The organism is Psychrobacter sp. (genome assembly GCF_049295055.1).
Classification (GTDB): Bacteria; Pseudomonadota; Gammaproteobacteria; order Pseudomonadales; family Moraxellaceae; genus Psychrobacter.
The window spans coordinates 1-17654 of record NZ_JBAQQF010000003.1 but is presented as its reverse complement, the minus strand read 5'-3'; the positions used below and the strand labels follow the sequence as shown (position 1 = coordinate 17654).

The following is a 17654-nucleotide window of genomic DNA, read 5'->3' as shown; positions in this document are numbered from 1 at the left end:
GCACGCGATTTTAATGGTTCTATACTAGAACTAAGGTACTCTCTATGAACACCGCAAATGTTTTAACAGGTAAACAATTCGCCTTGTTTGACTCTTCTCTTATACGCAAAACTGCGCCGTTAAAACTATCGCTAAGTATGCTATGTTTACTATTGATAAGTGCCTGTCAGCCAGCTGATGATGTTGCTAACAATGCTGCTAAAAGTGACCGTAAAACTCAGAAAAGCTCACAATCTCAAGCATTAACTTCTGAACGCGTAAAAACTGTCGAGGCGCTGGCTGGTGTGTCTATGCAGCAGCTTGCATCGTTTGATCCGCAAGAGATTAAGCAAGGTGGTGATACTGGTATTAGTATTACGAGTAGTGAGAGCTATTCTAAACCTTCATCAAATATAACCGCCTCACGTAAAGGCTCTTTCTTTATTGGCAATGCGTTCTTTCGCCAGCCGTGGGTGATTGCACCTGCTAGCACTGATAGCCGTGATGGTCTTGGCGCATTATTTAACGTCGCCGCCTGTCAATCATGTCATGTCAAAGACGGTCGTGGTCACGCGCCTATGACTAGTGACGATGATGCAGACAGTTTACTGATTCGTTTGGCCATGCCAGCCACAACGGATAAGCAGCGGCAACAGTTACAGAATTCACTTATCGAGAAGGTTGCTCATCCCATGTATGGTGGTCAATTGCAAGATCGCGGTATCCAAGGCGTTCCAGCAGAAGCAAGAATTGCCATACAGTGGACGGATAAGCCTGTTACCTTTGCTGATGGGCATGTCGAAACCTTGCGTGCACCGACCTTTAACTTAACCAATCCAGGTTATGGGTCATTTGATGATGATCTCATGGTATCGCCGCGTATTGCCTTACCTATGATTGGTCTTGGGCTACTCGATCAAATCCCAGACGCTGATATTAAAAAACAAGCGGCTAGCAATCATAAAAATAGCAGTGATATTAAAGGTAAATTCAATTTAGTCATGGATCCGCAAACCGGTAAAGTGGTCTTAGGTCGCTTTGGCTGGAAAGCAGGTCAAACCAAGCTGATTACCCAAAACCAAAGTGCTTTTAATGAAGATATGGGTTTGACGTCAAATATTCGCCCACATGAATCCTGTATGCCAACGCAAACCGCTTGTATAAAAGCGATAACGGGCGCGGACGAGCAGGGTAACGGCAAATCACCGGTTGAAGTTAGTGATGAAGTGGCAAAATTTGTAGAGTTTTATACTCGTAATTTGGCGGTGCCGCATCGGCGTAATGCTGATGATAAGCTGGTACTGGCTGGCAAAAAACGCTTTTATGATATGGGCTGTCAAAGCTGCCATACGCCAAGATATCAGCTACCAAAAACCGCTGATGATCATCTTGAGCAGCATGGACAAGTGATTTATCCTTATACCGATTTATTGCTTCATGATATGGGTGATGATCTTGCTGATCGTAACATCGCTGGTAAACTGCCGTCAAAAAACTTGCAGGTTGAGTTTTTGGCCAACTCTTATGAATGGCGTACACCGGCATTATGGGGTATTGGGCTTGCGCAAACGGTTGATCCACAAGCGACATTTTTACATGATGGCCGTGCCCGTACGCTGATGGAAGCAGTATTGTGGCATGGCGGAGAAGCTAAAAAACAGCAGCAAAAAGTACTAAAGCTCGACAAACAAGGGCGTGCTGAATTGAACGCCTTTTTACAGTCATTATAAGCATCTGACTGTGTATTTTTAATATTTAAATGACAGATAGGTAAGGTTATCCGCCTGCCTGCTCTGTCACTACGATACTGATGCTCTACAATAACGATTGATAATATTACTGAGAATCCTATGAAAATAAACCATGCGCTAGCAATGGCGCTATCGGCATTGAGTGCCGGCATACTCATTAGCTGCGTCAAACCTGCTGATGACAATAAGGCTGCTGAAGTAGATAGCCAAGTTGCCCAAGACAGTGCCGCGCCGAAAACTGGCGAAAATGCTGCGGTTAATGACAGTGTAGATAAAAATGTTGACCAGAATGCTGAAAAGATAGTCGCTGTTGATATCAGTGCTGAAACTGAAAAAACCTATTTAACCCATGTGGCTAATGACATTGTCATTCCCGCTTATGCTGACGCGGCGAAACAAAGTGATTTATTGCATGATTTGGCACAAAAACATTGTCAAAAAGCGCCAGTCAGTGGCGATGAACTGCAAGCGCTGCGTGACCAGTGGCTAGTATTAGCACAAGCATGGGCAAGTGCTGAAATGGTCAATTTTGGTCCTGCGACTGCCAGTATGAGCAATCTATATATCAACTACTATCCTGACGAGCGCGGTTTGGTACATGGCGGCGTGGCCGATCTTATTACTGCCAATCCAAAGCTGACGGCAGAGCAGCTTGCTAATGAAAGTGCCATCGTTCAAGGTGTACCAGGTTTAGAAGAAGCGCTATATGCTAATGAAAGTTTAGACGCTGGTCAGTGCGCCTATGTTATAAGCGCAAGCAGCGCATTGAGTACACGCCTCAAAGATATTGAGAAAAACTGGCAGCAAAATTCAACTGATTTATTAGCGATTGATAAAACCGCTGAAAGTGACCAAGGGTTGAACCAATGGTTTAACTCTTTACTCTCATTGGTTGAGACCATGAAATCTAACGCCATCGATCAGCCGTTAGGCTTAACGGGAAAGGCGAAGGGTCATCTACCAGCTGCGACTGCAGGGCAAAGTCGCGCGATTATCAATGCTAAATTGGCCACATTAAATCAAGCCATGACCGACCCGGTACTGACTGCTATTTTAGGTAGCAACAATGAAAACACAGTGGCGGACAATCTATCAACTGCGCTCGCTGATACCACTACGTTATTAGCACAAATGCCAGAAGATCTAGGGACTGCCGATAAAGCCACGCAGCAAGAATTATATGATCATCTTACTACTGTTACGCGCTTAATTAAGCGTCAATTGATTCCGGCACTTGGTCTCCGTGTCGGCTTTAACAGTAACGATGGTGATTAAATCATGCACACTACTAAAGCCGATATTTTAGCATCTGGACTTGCAAATAGCTGTCAGTTCAATTCGTCAATAAATGAGCAAGCACCTGAACATTCAAGTAATGAGTTGCTAGTAATGTCGGTTTTGACAGCGCTTGGTACTGTAATGGGTACAGTGACACTCGTTGGTATCCATCATCGCTATCGTAAGCAGCGTCATCCTCATGCAAGTCTGCAAGATTATGTGATCGGTATTCGCTCGCAGTTGCACGTATTGCCATCAATATCGAAGCCGCAGTTAATACGTTTTAGCTCTGCCTGTCAGCAAGCTGCTTCTGCGTGGCATCAAGCATATCGCCTGCCAATGAATGAGAAGCAGACTAATAGCCATGATTTAGCGACCAATGATTTTAGCATAATACATACTACTACTATGCTGGCGCGACCAGTTTGCTGGGTCAGTGGCGTGGCTTCTATGCCAAAAGATAGCTCATTGTTAAATGAAAACGACTTTGGGGTAGTTGGTATCGATGCTGATAGAGAGATAGTATGGCAAACTACCATGCCAGAGCGTGTCCACGATATCGTCGTTCAACCTGTGTTTAGTGATCAAGATAGTACGGTGAACAATCACAGCAATCGTGACGTTGTGGTTATGGGACGTCGTCCTAGTGAAAAATTCTGGGTGCTTGATACTGCGACAGGGCAAGTAAAGTTTGCGATCAATGCTGCAAGCAATCGCCATTTTTATGGGCATGCTTGCTATAGCTTAGATGGTTCAAAGTTATATGTGACCGAAAATGATACGCTAAGTTTAGACGGTAAGATCGGTGTTTATGATGCTTATGATAGTTATCAAAAAGTAGCAGAATTTGACTCGCACGGCATCGGTCCTCATGAGCTGATAATGCATCCTGATAGCGAAACTTTAGTGATTGCTAATGGTGGTATTAAAACTGAGCAAGCTTCACGCGAAGAGCTCAATCTTGATACTATGCACCCTTCACTGGTGTATCTAAACCGCCATGATGGTGCATTACTTGAGCAAATTGTCCCTGAACATAATCAGATGAGTGTACGTCATTTAGCCATGTACGATGATGGCACAGTGATGATTGGCATTCAGTTTCAAGGTGAGAAACATATCAATGTGCCGTTAGTTCTAACCCATAAGCGCGGCGACATCGATTTTACCCCTTTGATAATGCCCAATAATCAGTGGCAACGCTTTCATCAATATATCGCTAGCGTAGCGGTCGATAGTAAACGTAATCAGCTGTGTGTGACCACGCCAATCGGCGGTTGTGCGGCAATATTTGACCTAAATACCCGCGCGCTGATTGATGATGTCAGTCTGCTAGATTGTGCAGGCGCATCAGTGTGGATTAATAACATAGATAGTGATATTAGTAATGATAGTAAAGGTGAGGAATCAAGCTTTATCGTTAGTGATGGACAAGGTCAATTAACCAGATTAAATATCCATAATTTAACCATAGTAGACCCAGAACTAAATTCAGATGCTATCGCCAAAAATAATACTATCGGCATAGACAGTAAACGCCATATGATGTCTTTTGATAACCATTTACAAGCGCTTTGAGAATGAACTTGCCACCTGAATATCCTGTATATAGTATGCCTTTATTAGAGAGTGCTATTCAGCGTTTGTTAGAGGCAGGTATTAATTTACAAGTAACCAAAAAGCGCGTCAAAAATATCAATTTTCGCTTAAAGCCAAATATATTGATGGTATCTGTGCCCAAGTTTATTAGCTCTGCACAGATGGCAACGTCTATTGCCAAAAGAGTACCGTGGGCGATAGAAAATCACGCGCAAGTTTTAGAACAATACAAGCGTAAACAAAGCACCTCGTCCGAATCTTCAATTGCTGATAGCCCAATTTTATTGTGGAGTATCACGCAACCGTTCACTTTAAACCACGATGAAAAGATTGCCTACTATCGGCAACATCTCTCCGAAGTAATACCTTCATTGTTTGATAAATGGCAACCGATAGTCGGTGCGACAGCTAATGAAATACGCCTAAAAAAGATGCATACGCGCTGGGGTAGCTGTAACACTCGCGCACGTCGAATTTGGCTGTCTGTCTATTTACCTGCTTATCCGATTGAGTGTACTGAATACGTTATTGTCCATGAGCTCTGTCATTTACATTATGCCAATCACAGTGCTGCGTTCTGGCAAACGGTGGCAATAGCGATGCCTGACTATCAACGTTGGCATAATATGCTGGCAGGGAAGACGGGACAGTTAGATTAAACCCTTCATCTGAATACTATCAACAAGCGTCATAAGACTGATATGATTAATCATAACGATACAAATTATTTCGTTTAAATAATATTCTTATCTATCGTACATACAAGGATGTCTTATGGAAAATGTCAATCAAGTAGAGTTTTGGCAGCAGCGTTACGAGCAAGACAGTATCGGTTGGGATATGGGACAGGTGTCGCCACCGCTTAAAGCTTATATTGACCAGTTGCCTGAGTCGGCTAAAGGTCAGGCTGTTTTGGTGGCGGGTGCAGGTAATGCTTATGAAGTCGGCTACTTACATGAGCAAGGTTTTACCAATGTTACCTTGGTTGATTTTGCGCCATCACCAATTGAGGCATTTGTTGAGCGTTATCCTGATTTTCCAGCTGAGCATTTACTCTGCGCAGATTTCTTCAACTTATCGCCTAAGCAATATCAATTTGACTGGGTGCTTGAGCAAACGTTTTTTTGTGCGATAAATCCTGCGCGCCGTGATGAGTACGTCCAGCACATGGCAGCGTTACTTAAACCTAAAGGTAAGTTGGTTGGTTTACTATTTGATAAAGACTTTGGGCGAAAAGAGCCACCATTCGGCGGTACAAGAGAAGAATATCAGCAGTGTTTTGAGACTCATTTTGATATTGAAACTATGGAGCGGAGTTATAATTCACATCCAGCGCGTCAAGGTAGCGAGTTATTTATCAAGATGCACGTAAAAGACTGATTTCATATTTGATATTGTCTCGAGCTTGTTCTTCTAAGCGTGCGCGATAATACGCTGTTAGATACAGCGTTTGGTGTGTTAATAGTTTTTCTAATATGGCAATGCGTCCAACACGGTAATTCTCTTTTATTACGTGTACATATTCTTGACGGACGGCTTGCGTATATTGTCGATACTCAGCCCAAGGCGCACCTAAAATACTTAAGTCCATATCTAATAAATACGCGGCGTCGCTGACGTTATCCTCATCTACTAACTTATGAAGTTGATGAGTAGCAGTCATCATAATAAGCGCATAGATATGTTGGCATTGCGCCTCACTCAGATAGCATCTTAACGTTGCTACTGCATATTCTGCACTTTTCAATTCATTATCTGAGCGCGTTGGCTCATATATCACGTCATGATAATAAAGCGCCAAGGCGATGATATGTGGCTCATGCAGGTTATGCTTTATCTGCTCAAACTCTCCAAATAATTTCTGAATATGTTTTAAGGTATGATAAGCACGCTGTGGTTCATTATAGTAAGTCGCAATATCTAGCCAAAGTGCTTTTACTGCTGCTGGCGCGACAGCATTATTCAACGCAGATAAGTGCTGTTGAAAGCGCTCACCAAACTCAATTTTTACCTGCAAAACGTCATTCATCGTTAACCTACGATATATAGATTTCTAGCTTTTATCAGCGGCATCTTCAAACGCTTGTTTAAATAGCTTACCAAGCAAATTGACATCATCGACACGCGCATAATTGAGACGAGTAACAAAGGCGATATGACGATGCGGGCCTTTTTCTGCCAGCGGCACAGCGACCGCGTTTTGGTTTTGCAGATGCAATTGATCGAGCGCCATTTCTGGCACCAAGGTTGTACCCATATTAGCAAGTGCCATTTGAATTAACGTATTTAAGCTGGCATCCGAAAAGCTAGATTTCATCTGCGCACGGTCGAAGTGACAAACTGATAACGTCTGATCAGTCAGGCAATGTCCTTCACCTAATAGCATAAGGTTAGCGGTTGCCAGCTCATCAGCATTGATGGTTTTTAGCTTTGCATGTACATCATCTTTTGGGAATACTGCAAAGAAATCTTCGCTCCAAAACTCAAAGCTATGTAAACCATCTACGGCATAAGGCAGCGCAATAATAGCGGTATCGATATGACCGTAACGTACTTGTTCTAGTAAGCGCTCGGTTTGCTGCTCAACGATGGTCATGCGAAATTCTGGATAGTGCTCACGCAGTGCAGGTAGTACCTTTGGTAGCAGATAAGGCGCAATCGTTGGAATGATACCTACGGTCATAGGGTAGGCAAGCGGTGACTGATGGCTATGCGCGCGCGTGGTCAAATCATTTACTTCTGAGAATACCCGCTGTGCCCGTACTAAGATGTCTTCACCGATAGGGGTAATCAATACTTGCTTGTTATTACGCTCAAAAATCTGGGTATCAAGCTGCTTTTCTAACTCTGCGATACCAAGGCTTAGCGCAGACTGCGAGATATTACAGTCCTCTGCTGCCCGTTTAAAATGACGGTGTTTAGCAACGGCTAAGGCAAACTCGAGTTGGCGTAAAGTAATCATAAAACCTCTCTATTAATGGGTTTTTTAGGCAATTTATTGTACTTATTTATCTTATGTCAACGATCTATTAGCGTTGATACATAGATAAAAAAAGCAGATAGAATAGTTTAACAAGTTTAATAAAACAAAACATCAAATTAAATACTTTTAATTGGATTAAACATAGAATTCGCGTATAGTTTGTCAGGTAGCCCAGATATTAGAAAGGCTAGTAGATACCAACCTATAAATAAATTTTAAACCACTTACTGTTAATCAATCAAAAAAGGAGCCACTCATGGCGTCTATTATTAATCAAGAAATCCCAGAATTTTCAGCAGAAGCTTTTGTAAATGGTGAGTTCAAAACTATCACTTCTGAAGACGTAAAAGGTAGCTGGGCGATTTTCCTATTTTACCCAGCCGATTTTACCTTTGTTTGCCCAACTGAACTTGAAGATATGGCAGCCCATTACGAAGAGCTAAAAGGCTTAGGCGTAGAAGTGTACTCAGTATCAACCGATACCCATTTCACCCATAAAGCATGGCATGATTCTTCAGAAGCCATCGGTAAAGTAACTTACCCAATGATTGGCGATCCTACTGGTCGTATCACTCGTGGCTTTAACGTCATGATTGAAGAAGCTGGTCTTGCTGAGCGTGGTACATTCTTAGTAGATCCTGATGGCTTGATTCAAGTTGCTGAAATTCATGCTGGTGGTATCGGCCGTAGTGCAAAAGACATGCTACGTAAAGTAAAAGCAGCACAATACGTTCGTGAAAATGACGGTGAAGTTTGCCCAGCAGCTTGGGAAGCCGGTCAAGCGACGTTAAAACCAAGTCTTGATCTAGTCGGTAAAATCTAAGCAGCTATTGATTAGATTAAGATTTTAGTATTATTTAAAGCTGTGTTTGCTGATTGATAATACTAAATAAAGTGTTAAAAAGGGACCCCGTTAACTTATGCTAACGGGGTCTTTTTTTTACTTTAATATTATAATTCTTATAGTATCTGATCATCTAAAACCGCTACTATTTAAGCATGAGACTCTAATCTATTTTTATCAATTATTTTATAAATCTCATCTTTTAAATACAGTTTTCGCCGTTTCATTTGTTCGATTTCTTCGTCGCAACTGGCATGCGTGACCAAATTTTTATCCAGCTGATTAATGTGCTGATCAAGCTGAGTATGCTCATCAAAAATAGTCGCAAAGTGGCTGTCTTTCTGCTTAAGCTCCGCAATAATCTCTTTATTATCTTGCCATGTGTCAGTCTTTCTCATGTTGTCATCCTTGTTATGAAGCGCAAGCTTGTAATAAGCATCCGCGCATTTTAGTTAAGATTGCTGTAATGAGTTGCTATCATGAATTGCTATGATTTATAGACCTAGATGATATTAAGACAGACCGCTGTTTGACTGGGTAGCGATAAGGCTTAATACAAGCAGAAATGACTTTTAATAAACACGCTTAAAAGCGAATCTGCCATAACACTAATAAGGGTTTTTTCCTATCGGTGTCACTCGATTGTAGCGAAAAATATTAGTAGATACTATGATTATCATTGATTGTTATTCGCTAGTAGTTTTAAAATTAAGTATGAATAAGAAATTACGATTGGTTTTATTAAACATAAGGTTTGAGTTTCTCAGCTTGCTCAAATCTATGAAACCTATGATAATAGGGACATCGAAAGGCATAAGCCTTATTCAAATTACGTTTTAAACAGTATTACTTACTTTAGACTTTCTATCTTTAAACGTACAACTGCTTAGTTGCCGTTACATATTGAATAATAATGAGGAACAAACATGATAGACCAAGGCTTATTAGACGCGGTTAAAAGCTATAGTGAAAATATGACTCGCCCAATTACCTTTGTATTGGGTAGTGGCGAACATAGCAAGCGTGCCGAGCTGATTGAATTTTTGACTAAAATCGCTGGTACAACGGATAAAATTAATTTTAATAGCACAGATAATGATGACAGCTTACCAAGCCCGATTAGCTTTGCCGTTCGTAGTCATATAGACGGCGAGTTGATCGATAACGGTATCGTGTTTAGTGGTATTCCTGGCGGACATGAATTTACCTCGCTCATCTTAGCGATTTTGCAAGCGGGCGGTCATACGCTAAAACTGGACGAAGGTATTCAGAAGCTGGTGAAGCGTTTTAATAAGCCTCTACAGTTTCAGACTTATGTATCACTTTCTTGCCATAGCTGCCCAGATGTTGTGCAAGCGTTAAACCAATTTGCATTGCTTAACGATGGTATTAGTAACGAGATGATCGATGGCGCCTTGTTCCAAGAACAAGTTGATGCCAATAATATCCAAGGTGTGCCAGCGGTATTCCTAAACGGTAAGCCTTTTGCCAATGGTAAAATTGACACAGCAAAATTGATTGAAAAGTTACAAGAGCAATTCCCTGACTTGTTAAGCGAAGGCAGTACAGATGACGCTGAGCAGTTAGAGCAGCAAGATGTGACAATCATAGGTGCAGGTCCTGCAGGTATTGCGGCTGCTATTTATACGGCTCGTAAAGGCTTAAAAGTGACGATGGTTGCTGATCGTATTGGTGGTCAGGTCAAAGATACCCAAGATATTGAAAACTTAATTTCTGTGCCTTTAACAACAGGCACTGAATTGTCGAATAATTTTGTTAAACATTTGCATGAATATAATATTACGCTGAAAGAACATGTGAGCGTCAAAGAGATTAATGAGACTAAAGATGAGAACTATAGCATTCAGCTAAATACTGGCGAGATATTTGAGACGCGCAGTATCATCTTAGCGACAGGTGCGCAATGGCGTAAGCTTGGTGTCCCTGGTGAAGATGAAAACGTTGGTCAAGGCGTGGCCTACTGTGCTCATTGCGATGGTCCGTTCTTCAAAGGTAAAGACGTCTCTGTCATTGGTGGTGGTAACTCAGGTATCGAAGCGGCAATTGACTTAGCAGGTATTGTTAAGCATGTGACGGTATTTGAATTTGCAGATGAGCTAAAAGCGGATCAGGTATTGATTAATAAAGCCAAAGAAAAATCTAACATCGATATCATCACCAGTGCCGCGACTAAAGAAATTAAAGCGACTGATGGTAAAGTCAGCTCTATCGTCTATGAAGATCGTCATACTAGCGAGACTAAAGAGATTGATTTATCAGCAGTATTTGTCCAAATTGGCTTAATACCTAATACTGGGTTTGTTAAAGGCTTTGTCGACTTGAACCGCTTTGGTGAGATTGAGATTGATGAGCGCTGCCGTACGGATCGCAAAGGTATCTTTGCTTGTGGTGATGTAACGACCGTACCTTTTAAGCAGATTAATATTGCGATGGGTGAAGGTTCTAAAGCGGCATTATCAGCGTTTGATTATTTAGTGATGCAGTAAGTTTTAAATTAGTTTTCTATACGCCCAATAAAAAAACCCGATGCTAATGCGTCGGGTTTTTTGCTTATAAGTATAAAGTAACTAATTGCTACTCAGCTAAGATTCCCTCTACAGACAATATCTCACCTGCTTCGTCTGATTCGATAACATAATCTTCTTGTAAAGCTGCTTGTTGCCATGCTTGAACATGAGGATTGTTTAGCATAGTCTGACAATATTGTTCAGTAGACGGTTTTAATATTATTCCTGAAGCCTTGGCATAGGTTTGCAGTCGTAAGACAACAGGCGCAAAAAATGCATCAGCAGCCGTAAAATGCCCAAATAAATAACTATCTGCTGATCTGTTTGTTAGACATTCTGTAAAGATATGCTCAATACGGGCAATATCAGTCAAACATGCAGTGCTTGGTTTAATACGCGCCGTTGCTCGGATATTCATTGGCATCTCACTGCGAATTCCCATCAGACCAGAATGCATCTCAGCGACGATACTTTGGCAATAGGCTCTGTTCTTTCTTAAATTAGAGTCATTGTTTTCTAAGGTAGACTTAGGGTTACCTGACCAAATGTCTGTAGTCGTCAAATAGTCATTGGCATACGTTATAATAGCTAGACAATCCCAAACAGTGACTTTTTCCTCGCCCTGTTCACTTATTAAGATAGGAACTTTTCCTGTAGGCGAATGTGCTTTAAGAGTAGGTATGGCGGACGGGGCAAACAGTTGGATAGACTGTTCATCAAAATCAACGTCAAAGGCTTTTAATAATAGCCAAGCTCGCAGTGACCATGAGGAGTAGTTTTTATTACCGATGATAAGGAGAGGTTTTTGCATAAAAAGAATCCTATTAAGCTGTATAAATAAAAATTTATTATGTCCTCAATATTAGAAATTAACCAGTCTATAGTTTAGTAATTTTCAAAAAATACCAATACCAGTTCTGGACAAGCATTTTTTAGCGTAGGTCTATTTTTATTTAAAGATACATTTATCACGAGGTGCTACTACTATAAATTTTTCTAGTCTGCTGTGTACAAGCGTGATAGAGGCTACGAAAAATTCATAGCACTAGCACTAGCACTAGCACTATATCTTTCTTAAATTAAATCGACTATAGAAATCGTTGAGCTATAATCAGTTTTTATTCCTAATCAGAAAAATAATGGGCAGTGCAATCACATACATCAGCACACCATATAAGGCAGCGGGTAGGGCAATGACTGGTAATGTACTGACGCCCATGATGATAGGTGCCAAAGTAATCGCGGTCGTACTGTTTTGAATGCTGGTTTCAATGGCGATAGTTTTGGTATCAAACCAGCTAAGCTTTAACGCCTTTGCCGTCAAAATACTGACTATAAATAATATGACAATAATCAGCACAAGCTCGAGCCCAATAGATGCCAATTGCTCTTGTAGTAGCTGCCAATTGGTAGCAATCGCAGCAAAAACAATTAGGACAAAAAAGATACTGGCTAAGCCATTAAGAATACCGCTTTTACGTACCATAAAATCAGTGAACTTATAGCGGGCGAGCATACCAAGGGTCACTGGTAAAGTGGTCAGTAAAAACATGACTAAGCCTATTTTTACCGCACTGATCGAGCCTGCTTGGTCTTTCATAAAGTGATTGAAAGCCAAAGTGATTAAGATAGGCAAGGTCACCACTGATAAAAGGCTGACTACGCCAGTGAGAGCAACTGACAGTGCTACGTTACCCTTGGCATAGTAGGTGAGCATATTACTGGTCACGCCACCGGGGCAAAAGCTAATCAGCATGATACCGAAGGCGATGGCAGGTGGTGGCGACATTAGTAATACCACTGCTAAAGCCACGAGTGGTACAAAAATAACTTGATTAACTAAGCCTACAATGAAGGGTTTTGGGTGACTTGCGATAACCTTAAAGTCACTAGGTTTGAGCCCTGTTCCTAAGGTAAACATAATGTAGGCAAGGGCTAGCGGCAGCAGAGCTAATGCGGTATTACTCATAGAACATTCCTTGTAATATTGACAATTATAATTGTGCTATGCCATAACGCCCTTTCCTTGTGGCGCTATGTTTCTTAATATGATTGAAGTTTTAATGTCATTTAAAATATAGTCTCAAATATTATAAAAGCCCATATATTTATATGGGCTTCTTGGTTTATTGCTTTACATTATTGCTTATGATATCAGTCGTCCAATAAATCCATACGCTTTGCTGCTTCATAGATACCCGTTGAACGAGCACCGGTACGGCAATATATTAAAATAGGCTGTTCGGCTTGGTTAAAAAAGTCAGCAAATGCTTCGACGTGAGTTTGATTGAGCTCACTACCTGCAAAGGAGATTTCTTTATAAGCAAGACCGGCTTTTTCAGCGGCAGCAGCAATCTCAGCACTGGTTGGCTGATTCGGCTCTTCACCATCTGGACGGTTATTAATAATGGTTTTAAAACCGTTTTCAGCAAGCATAGGCACTTGATCAGGGGTGATTTGTCCGGTAATGCTAATTTGATGGCTCATAGGAGCTCCTTTTATTTTTTATATTAAAAATGAGTAGTTTGATATGCAACTACAGAGCCTAATCTGAATGGATAGCTTTCTAAAGATGAAGTATGTAAACGTGATAGCTATTTTTATAGCCACCCTTTACAGCAGTCTTTATAGCAGACCTTGCATCAAGGCGCTTTGATAAAGCAGCTTGGCGCGTGCGCCTGTACCACAAAACATCAATATCGGTTTAGGCATCGTACGATAAAAGGCAGCAAACTGCTCGACAGTTGCCATACTCAAGCGCTCATCATCAAATGGTAGATGATGATAGGTCAAGTTGGCTTTTGCGGTTGCACGCGCTAAGTCACAGCTATTAGGCTGCGTTTCTGTTTCAGCATCTGGGCGAATATTGAGCACAGAACAGTAGCCAAGCTCCGCAATCTTGATGCATTGGCTTGGATAAATTTGCTTATAAATAGTTAAGTCATCGGTCATAAGTAAGTTCGGTCATGTATATGAAAGGGCGTTAGGAAGTAGAGCATTGTAGCTAAGCACATTTTCTAGAGGCTTTAGCTTTAGAAAATGTAGTTTTAGAGGTTTTAGAGGCTGTAGTTTTAGAGGCTGTAGTTTTAGAAGCTGTAGTTTTGGATATTATAATAATTTAGCATAACACAGCTTTTATCATAACTATATGTTGTCACAGACAATAATTATTATTAACTTAATAACATAAATATTAAAGAGCGATTAAATGTCTTTTAAGGCATTCACCGCATCCATCGTACTTAAATAAACGTACCCTGATAGCTTGGTAATGACTGGAGTATGCCCAATAATATCCATCACTGGTCCTTTGATAAAGCTAAAGCTTAAATGCTTGTTTTGGTTCAAAAGTTCTTGATTGAGGCTAATGAGCATCTCTTGTCCGGTAAAATCAATGTGATTAACCGCTGACATAATAAGAATAATCTCATGCGCTTCTGGATATTGCTGGGTCGCTTGTATCACACGGCGATGTACCGATTCACTATTACCAAAAAATAAGCTCTCATCGATACGTAGCATCAATAAATTATGGAATGTCACCACATCATGGCGGTTGATATTACGGAAATGCCCCGTACCTGCCAGTTGACCAACAATAGCGACATGTGGTTGGCTCGATTGCCAAATCAAGCTGGCAAAAGACACCATTAAGCCAATAATTAGTCCTGTATTTAGCCCAAATATCAACACACCTGCAAATGCTGCCATAAAGCTGGCGGCATCTAAGCGATCACGTTGCCATGCAGATTTTAAAGTTGCTATATCGATAAGACCGATGATAGCAGCCATGATAGTCGCACCCAAAATGGCATAGGGTAGAGGGGCAAGAATATCGCCAAACGCTATCAAGGCGGCAATCATTACTAGTACGGTTACTAGGCTAGCCAGTGGTGTTTTTGCCCCTGAATCGACATTAATAGCGGTACGTGAAAAGCCACCAGCGATGGGAAAGCTTTGAAAGAAGCCGCCGGCAATATTGGCAAGCCCTAGTCCGGTTAGCTCACGATTGGCATCAAAAGTCTCACCGCGCAGACGCGCATAAGTGCTGGCGACTGAGCTGCTTGATACAAAAGCAATTAGCGCCATCAGTCCTGCTGTAGGTAACAAATTTAGGATTTCAGAGAAGTCTGGCAAGTAAGTAAGAGTAAAGCTTGGTAGTCCTTGCGGAACACTACCGATAGTCGCCACGCCATTGGCTGTCCAATGCAAGCTGATGCTCAGGGTGATTGCGATACCGAGCAGTATCAGTGGAAATAAACGTTCTGCCCATTTAGCATAGGATGGCGACAGCCACGATAGCCAAATCCATTTTTTACCGTAGCGATTCATAACCATAAGTACGAATGCAATCACGCCAATGAGTAGCGTCAATGGATGCAATTGACTGGCATACATCCGCATGCTAGATAAATAACCGATTAAGCCGTTTCCAGCGATAGGTATAGCGGTCAAATATTTAAGCTGACTGATAAAGATGAGTACTGCTGCGCCGCTAATAAAGCCAGCCGATACACCACGGCTGATAAACTGCATAATCCAGCCCAATTTGAGCTGTCCTGCAAGCCACAAAATAGCGCCTAACATCAACGCCAGTAAACCTGCCATCAGTACATACTGCTCAGCGCCTTTATCAGCATAAGGATGCAAAGCACTAGCGGTCATGATAGCGGTAACAGCGGCTGGTCCGACTGCTTGTACATTACTAGAGCCTAGCCACGCATAAACGGCGACTGGCACAATCGCCGCATATAAACCATAAACTGGTGGTAGCCCTGCTAATACCGCGTAGCCTAAGCTTTGTGGAATAACAAGCACGCCGACTACCAGTCCTGCGATGATGTCAGCCGGTAAAGCCGACATCTGATAGTGGCGCAACCAAGCAGGAATCAGACGAGCGGCGATAGAAGGCATAGCAATACATCATCACAATAAAGAAAATTAATTAACAGCAAGCGTTAAGCTAACAAGTTAGGCATTAGCATCGTCGTCAGGTGCATCACAAAAGCGCTGATACAGCAGCTGTAATACCGCTAAAGCATCATCACTGGCGATACTGTAATAGATTTGCTTGCCGTCGCGGCGTGTTGAGACCAACTCATCCTTACGTAGGATACCCAGCTGCTGCGATAAGCTTGGCTGACCGACACCGACCAAGTGCTCAAGCTCACTGACACAGTATTCGCCTTGAGTCAGCTGACATAGGAGTAATAAGCGATCAGGGTGCGATAGCGACTTTAATAATTGGCTAGCTTGCAGTGAGGCTTGTTGCATTTGTTTAGCAAGGTCATTGGGAGCAAAGTCTACTACGCTGGGAGACATATTGTCGCTAGTGTTAGTAGCAGGTGTGCTCAATGCTAAAGTGGAAGTAGTCAGAGCGAGCTCCTTATATGAAATATAAATAGAAAGTGCAGAGTTTATAGATAAGATATCGTTATATACAGTTAATTATCAAGGATAACGCAAGCAATATTAAATTATATTTATTTACATTATATAAATTGTTAAATTAAGTGATGGTTGCTATATTAGTATTAAGAGATAAAAACTATGTATATTCAAATATTATAAATACATATTATACTTAATACATAATAAAAAGTTAAAAATTCATATAATAATCAAGAGGTAGCCATGCAAGTTCACTCATTCTTACATCGCGACACAGAAACTTATACTCACGTACTTGCAGATGTTCAGCAGCAAGTCTGTGCCATTGTCGACCCAGTACTAGACTTTAATCCAAAGTCAGGACGTACTGCCACTATTAGCATCGATGAAGTCATAGCGTTTGTCAAAGGTCATGGTTGGGAGCTGGTGTATATTATAGAAACCCATGCCCATGCCGACCATATATCAGGCGCTATACACGTCAAAGAAACGCTTGGTGGACAATTGGTGATCGGTCAACACATCACTGAAGTACAAAAAATATTTAAGCAAATTTTTAACTTTGATACCAGCTTTCGCACCGATGCCAGTCAGTTCGATATTTTGACAGATGACGGCGAAACCTTAGCGCTTGGTAGCATCACTATCACTGCTATGTATGTGCCAGGTCACACGCGTGCTGATATGGCCTACATTGCCACCGATGATGAAAAAACCGTGGTTTTCGTAGGTGATACTCTATTCGCGCCAGATGTAGGTACGGCGCGTTGTGATTTCCCAGGTGGCGATGCCAAAACTCTGTATCAGTCGATCAAAAAGCTGCTGGCACTGCCTGAGGAGACAATCATGTATCTGTGTCATGATTATCCAAGTAAAGGACGAAAGCATTGCCCAACCACTACGGTAGCTGCGCAAAAACTAGCCAATATTCATGTGAAAGATGGTATTAATGAAGCGGAATTCGTCGAGATGCGTGAGCGCCGCGATGTCAATCTTGAGATGCCGCGGCTGATTATTCCATCAGTACAAATCAATATTGATGCTGGTCATCTGCCAAAACCCGAAAGCAATGGTACCCGTTATTTAAAAGTACCGATTAACGTACTGGGTTAATGATTTTATATATTAGATAGACATTTATAATAAATTAAAAACTTTGAAAGAACACTATCCATAATATAGTCAGTTCAAAATAAAATTGTTATGGCCAGGACAAATATCACGAAACAGTTTAGGTAGATTATTCTCCATCCAACCTTGGCGTATAAACTTAGCTTGCGCCCATTTCTTTTCGATAGGGT

17 protein-coding genes are annotated in these 17654 nt (G+C 41.5%); 8 read left to right on the top strand and 9 right to left on the bottom strand.

Going from position 1 to position 17654, the window contains the following annotated elements:
• Nucleotides 1–137 precede the first annotated feature (137 nt).
• The 5 genes from WAZ74_RS00595 (at nucleotide 138) to WAZ74_RS00575 (ending at nucleotide 5987) form a co-directional block, all read left to right on the top strand.
• Nucleotides 138–1709, top strand: coding sequence for a di-heme oxidoredictase family protein (locus tag WAZ74_RS00595; protein ID WP_422304787.1), 1572 nt, complete (start codon nucleotides 138–140; stop codon nucleotides 1707–1709).
• A 120-nt stretch (nucleotides 1710–1829) separates the two neighbouring features.
• On the top strand, nucleotides 1830–3005 hold the full coding sequence (locus WAZ74_RS00590; protein ID WP_422304682.1) for an imelysin family protein: 1176 nt from the start codon (nucleotides 1830–1832) through the stop codon (nucleotides 3003–3005).
• Between the two features lie 3 nt (nucleotides 3006–3008).
• A complete protein-coding gene (locus WAZ74_RS00585) occupies nucleotides 3009–4586 on the top strand; it encodes a DUF1513 domain-containing protein (protein ID WP_422304680.1) in 1578 nt (525 codons plus the stop codon).
• 2 nt (nucleotides 4587–4588) lie between these two features.
• A complete protein-coding gene (locus WAZ74_RS00580; protein ID WP_422304678.1) occupies nucleotides 4589–5266 on the top strand; it encodes a M48 family metallopeptidase in 678 nt (225 codons plus the stop codon).
• Nucleotides 5267–5381: 115 nt separating this feature from the next.
• Nucleotides 5382–5987 (top strand): methyltransferase domain-containing protein, encoded by a 606-nt coding sequence (locus WAZ74_RS00575; RefSeq protein ID WP_422304676.1) that lies wholly within the window; start codon nucleotides 5382–5384, stop codon nucleotides 5985–5987.
• Here the strand turns inward: WAZ74_RS00575 and WAZ74_RS00570 are convergent.
• Nucleotides 5965–6636 (bottom strand): hypothetical protein, encoded by a 672-nt coding sequence (locus tag WAZ74_RS00570; protein WP_422304674.1) that lies wholly within the window; start codon nucleotides 6634–6636, stop codon nucleotides 5965–5967. The genes WAZ74_RS00575 and WAZ74_RS00570 overlap by 23 nt on opposite strands.
• 24 nt (nucleotides 6637–6660) lie before the next feature.
• A complete protein-coding gene (locus WAZ74_RS00565) occupies nucleotides 6661–7569 on the bottom strand; it encodes a hydrogen peroxide-inducible genes activator (RefSeq protein ID WP_422304672.1) in 909 nt (302 codons plus the stop codon).
• 277 nt (nucleotides 7570–7846) lie between these two features.
• Between WAZ74_RS00565 and ahpC the strand changes: the two genes are divergently transcribed.
• On the top strand, nucleotides 7847–8413 hold the full coding sequence (ahpC, locus tag WAZ74_RS00560; RefSeq protein WP_201544516.1) for an alkyl hydroperoxide reductase subunit C: 567 nt from the start codon (nucleotides 7847–7849) through the stop codon (nucleotides 8411–8413).
• Between the two features lie 170 nt (nucleotides 8414–8583).
• Here the strand turns inward: ahpC and WAZ74_RS00555 are convergent, their stop codons facing one another.
• The gene (locus WAZ74_RS00555; protein WP_422304668.1) at nucleotides 8584–8832 is read right to left on the bottom strand and encodes a YdcH family protein; all 249 of its coding nucleotides are present in this window, start codon (nucleotides 8830–8832) and stop codon (nucleotides 8584–8586) included.
• Between the two features lie 528 nt (nucleotides 8833–9360).
• Here WAZ74_RS00555 and ahpF point away from each other — a divergent pair.
• Nucleotides 9361–10941 carry an alkyl hydroperoxide reductase subunit F gene (gene ahpF / locus WAZ74_RS00550; protein WP_422304666.1) on the top strand — a complete coding sequence of 527 codons (1581 nt, stop codon included), beginning with the start codon at nucleotides 9361–9363 and terminating at the stop codon, nucleotides 10939–10941.
• A gap of 88 nt (nucleotides 10942–11029) precedes the next feature.
• Here ahpF and WAZ74_RS00545 read toward each other — a convergent pair whose 3' ends face one another.
• From WAZ74_RS00545 to WAZ74_RS00520, 6 genes are all read right to left on the bottom strand, one after another.
• Nucleotides 11030–11773: a glutathione S-transferase family protein gene (locus WAZ74_RS00545; protein WP_422304664.1), complete on the bottom strand. Its 744-nt coding sequence runs from the start codon at nucleotides 11771–11773 to the stop codon at nucleotides 11030–11032.
• A 300-nt stretch (nucleotides 11774–12073) separates the two neighbouring features.
• A complete protein-coding gene (locus WAZ74_RS00540) occupies nucleotides 12074–12931 on the bottom strand; it encodes a bile acid:sodium symporter family protein (RefSeq protein WP_422304662.1) in 858 nt (285 codons plus the stop codon).
• Between the two features lie 185 nt (nucleotides 12932–13116).
• Complete coding sequence (locus tag WAZ74_RS00535; protein WP_422304660.1) at nucleotides 13117–13449, bottom strand: TIGR01244 family sulfur transferase; 333 nt, start codon at nucleotides 13447–13449, stop codon at nucleotides 13117–13119.
• Between the two features lie 138 nt (nucleotides 13450–13587).
• Entirely contained in the window at nucleotides 13588–13914 is a 327-nt protein-coding gene (locus tag WAZ74_RS00530; RefSeq protein ID WP_413519338.1) for a beta-lactamase hydrolase domain-containing protein, read from the bottom strand.
• A gap of 252 nt (nucleotides 13915–14166) precedes the next feature.
• Nucleotides 14167–15876, bottom strand: a complete 1710-nt coding sequence (locus WAZ74_RS00525) for a SulP family inorganic anion transporter (protein WP_422304657.1) — start codon at nucleotides 15874–15876, stop codon at nucleotides 14167–14169.
• 57 nt (nucleotides 15877–15933) lie between these two features.
• Nucleotides 15934–16236, bottom strand: a complete 303-nt coding sequence (locus tag WAZ74_RS00520; protein WP_422304785.1) for an ArsR/SmtB family transcription factor — start codon at nucleotides 16234–16236, stop codon at nucleotides 15934–15936.
• Between the two features lie 360 nt (nucleotides 16237–16596).
• Between WAZ74_RS00520 and WAZ74_RS00515 the strand changes: the two genes are divergently transcribed.
• Nucleotides 16597–17466: an MBL fold metallo-hydrolase gene (locus WAZ74_RS00515; RefSeq protein ID WP_422304655.1), complete on the top strand. Its 870-nt coding sequence runs from the start codon at nucleotides 16597–16599 to the stop codon at nucleotides 17464–17466.
• Nucleotides 17467–17654: the final 188 nt, after the last annotated feature.

What these genes read in the sequence shown, in the direction of transcription:
- WAZ74_RS00595 (WP_422304787.1), top strand. Translation starts at nt 138, where the DNA reads ATGCTATGTTTACTATTGATAAGTGCCTGTCAGCCAGCTGATGATGTT.
- WAZ74_RS00590 (WP_422304682.1), top strand. Translation starts at nt 1,830, where the DNA reads ATGAAAATAAACCATGCGCTAGCAATGGCGCTATCGGCATTGAGTGCC.
- WAZ74_RS00585 (WP_422304680.1), top strand. Translation starts at nt 3,009, where the DNA reads ATGCACACTACTAAAGCCGATATTTTAGCATCTGGACTTGCAAATAGC.
- WAZ74_RS00580 (WP_422304678.1), top strand. Translation starts at nt 4,589, where the DNA reads ATGAACTTGCCACCTGAATATCCTGTATATAGTATGCCTTTATTAGAG.
- WAZ74_RS00575 (WP_422304676.1), top strand. Translation starts at nt 5,382, where the DNA reads ATGGAAAATGTCAATCAAGTAGAGTTTTGGCAGCAGCGTTACGAGCAA.
- WAZ74_RS00570 (WP_422304674.1), bottom strand. Translation starts at nt 6,636, where the DNA reads ATGAATGACGTTTTGCAGGTAAAAATTGAGTTTGGTGAGCGCTTTCAA.
- WAZ74_RS00565 (WP_422304672.1), bottom strand. Translation starts at nt 7,569, where the DNA reads ATGATTACTTTACGCCAACTCGAGTTTGCCTTAGCCGTTGCTAAACAC.
- ahpC (WP_201544516.1), top strand. Translation starts at nt 7,847, where the DNA reads ATGGCGTCTATTATTAATCAAGAAATCCCAGAATTTTCAGCAGAAGCT.
- WAZ74_RS00555 (WP_422304668.1), bottom strand. Translation starts at nt 8,832, where the DNA reads ATGAGAAAGACTGACACATGGCAAGATAATAAAGAGATTATTGCGGAG.
- ahpF (WP_422304666.1), top strand. Translation starts at nt 9,361, where the DNA reads ATGATAGACCAAGGCTTATTAGACGCGGTTAAAAGCTATAGTGAAAAT.
- WAZ74_RS00545 (WP_422304664.1), bottom strand. Translation starts at nt 11,773, where the DNA reads ATGCAAAAACCTCTCCTTATCATCGGTAATAAAAACTACTCCTCATGG.
- WAZ74_RS00540 (WP_422304662.1), bottom strand. Translation starts at nt 12,931, where the DNA reads ATGAGTAATACCGCATTAGCTCTGCTGCCGCTAGCCCTTGCCTACATT.
- WAZ74_RS00535 (WP_422304660.1), bottom strand. Translation starts at nt 13,449, where the DNA reads ATGAGCCATCAAATTAGCATTACCGGACAAATCACCCCTGATCAAGTG.
- WAZ74_RS00530 (WP_413519338.1), bottom strand. Translation starts at nt 13,914, where the DNA reads ATGACCGATGACTTAACTATTTATAAGCAAATTTATCCAAGCCAATGC.
- WAZ74_RS00525 (WP_422304657.1), bottom strand. Translation starts at nt 15,876, where the DNA reads ATGCCTTCTATCGCCGCTCGTCTGATTCCTGCTTGGTTGCGCCACTAT.
- WAZ74_RS00520 (WP_422304785.1), bottom strand. Translation starts at nt 16,236, where the DNA reads ATGCAACAAGCCTCACTGCAAGCTAGCCAATTATTAAAGTCGCTATCG.
- WAZ74_RS00515 (WP_422304655.1), top strand. Translation starts at nt 16,597, where the DNA reads ATGCAAGTTCACTCATTCTTACATCGCGACACAGAAACTTATACTCAC.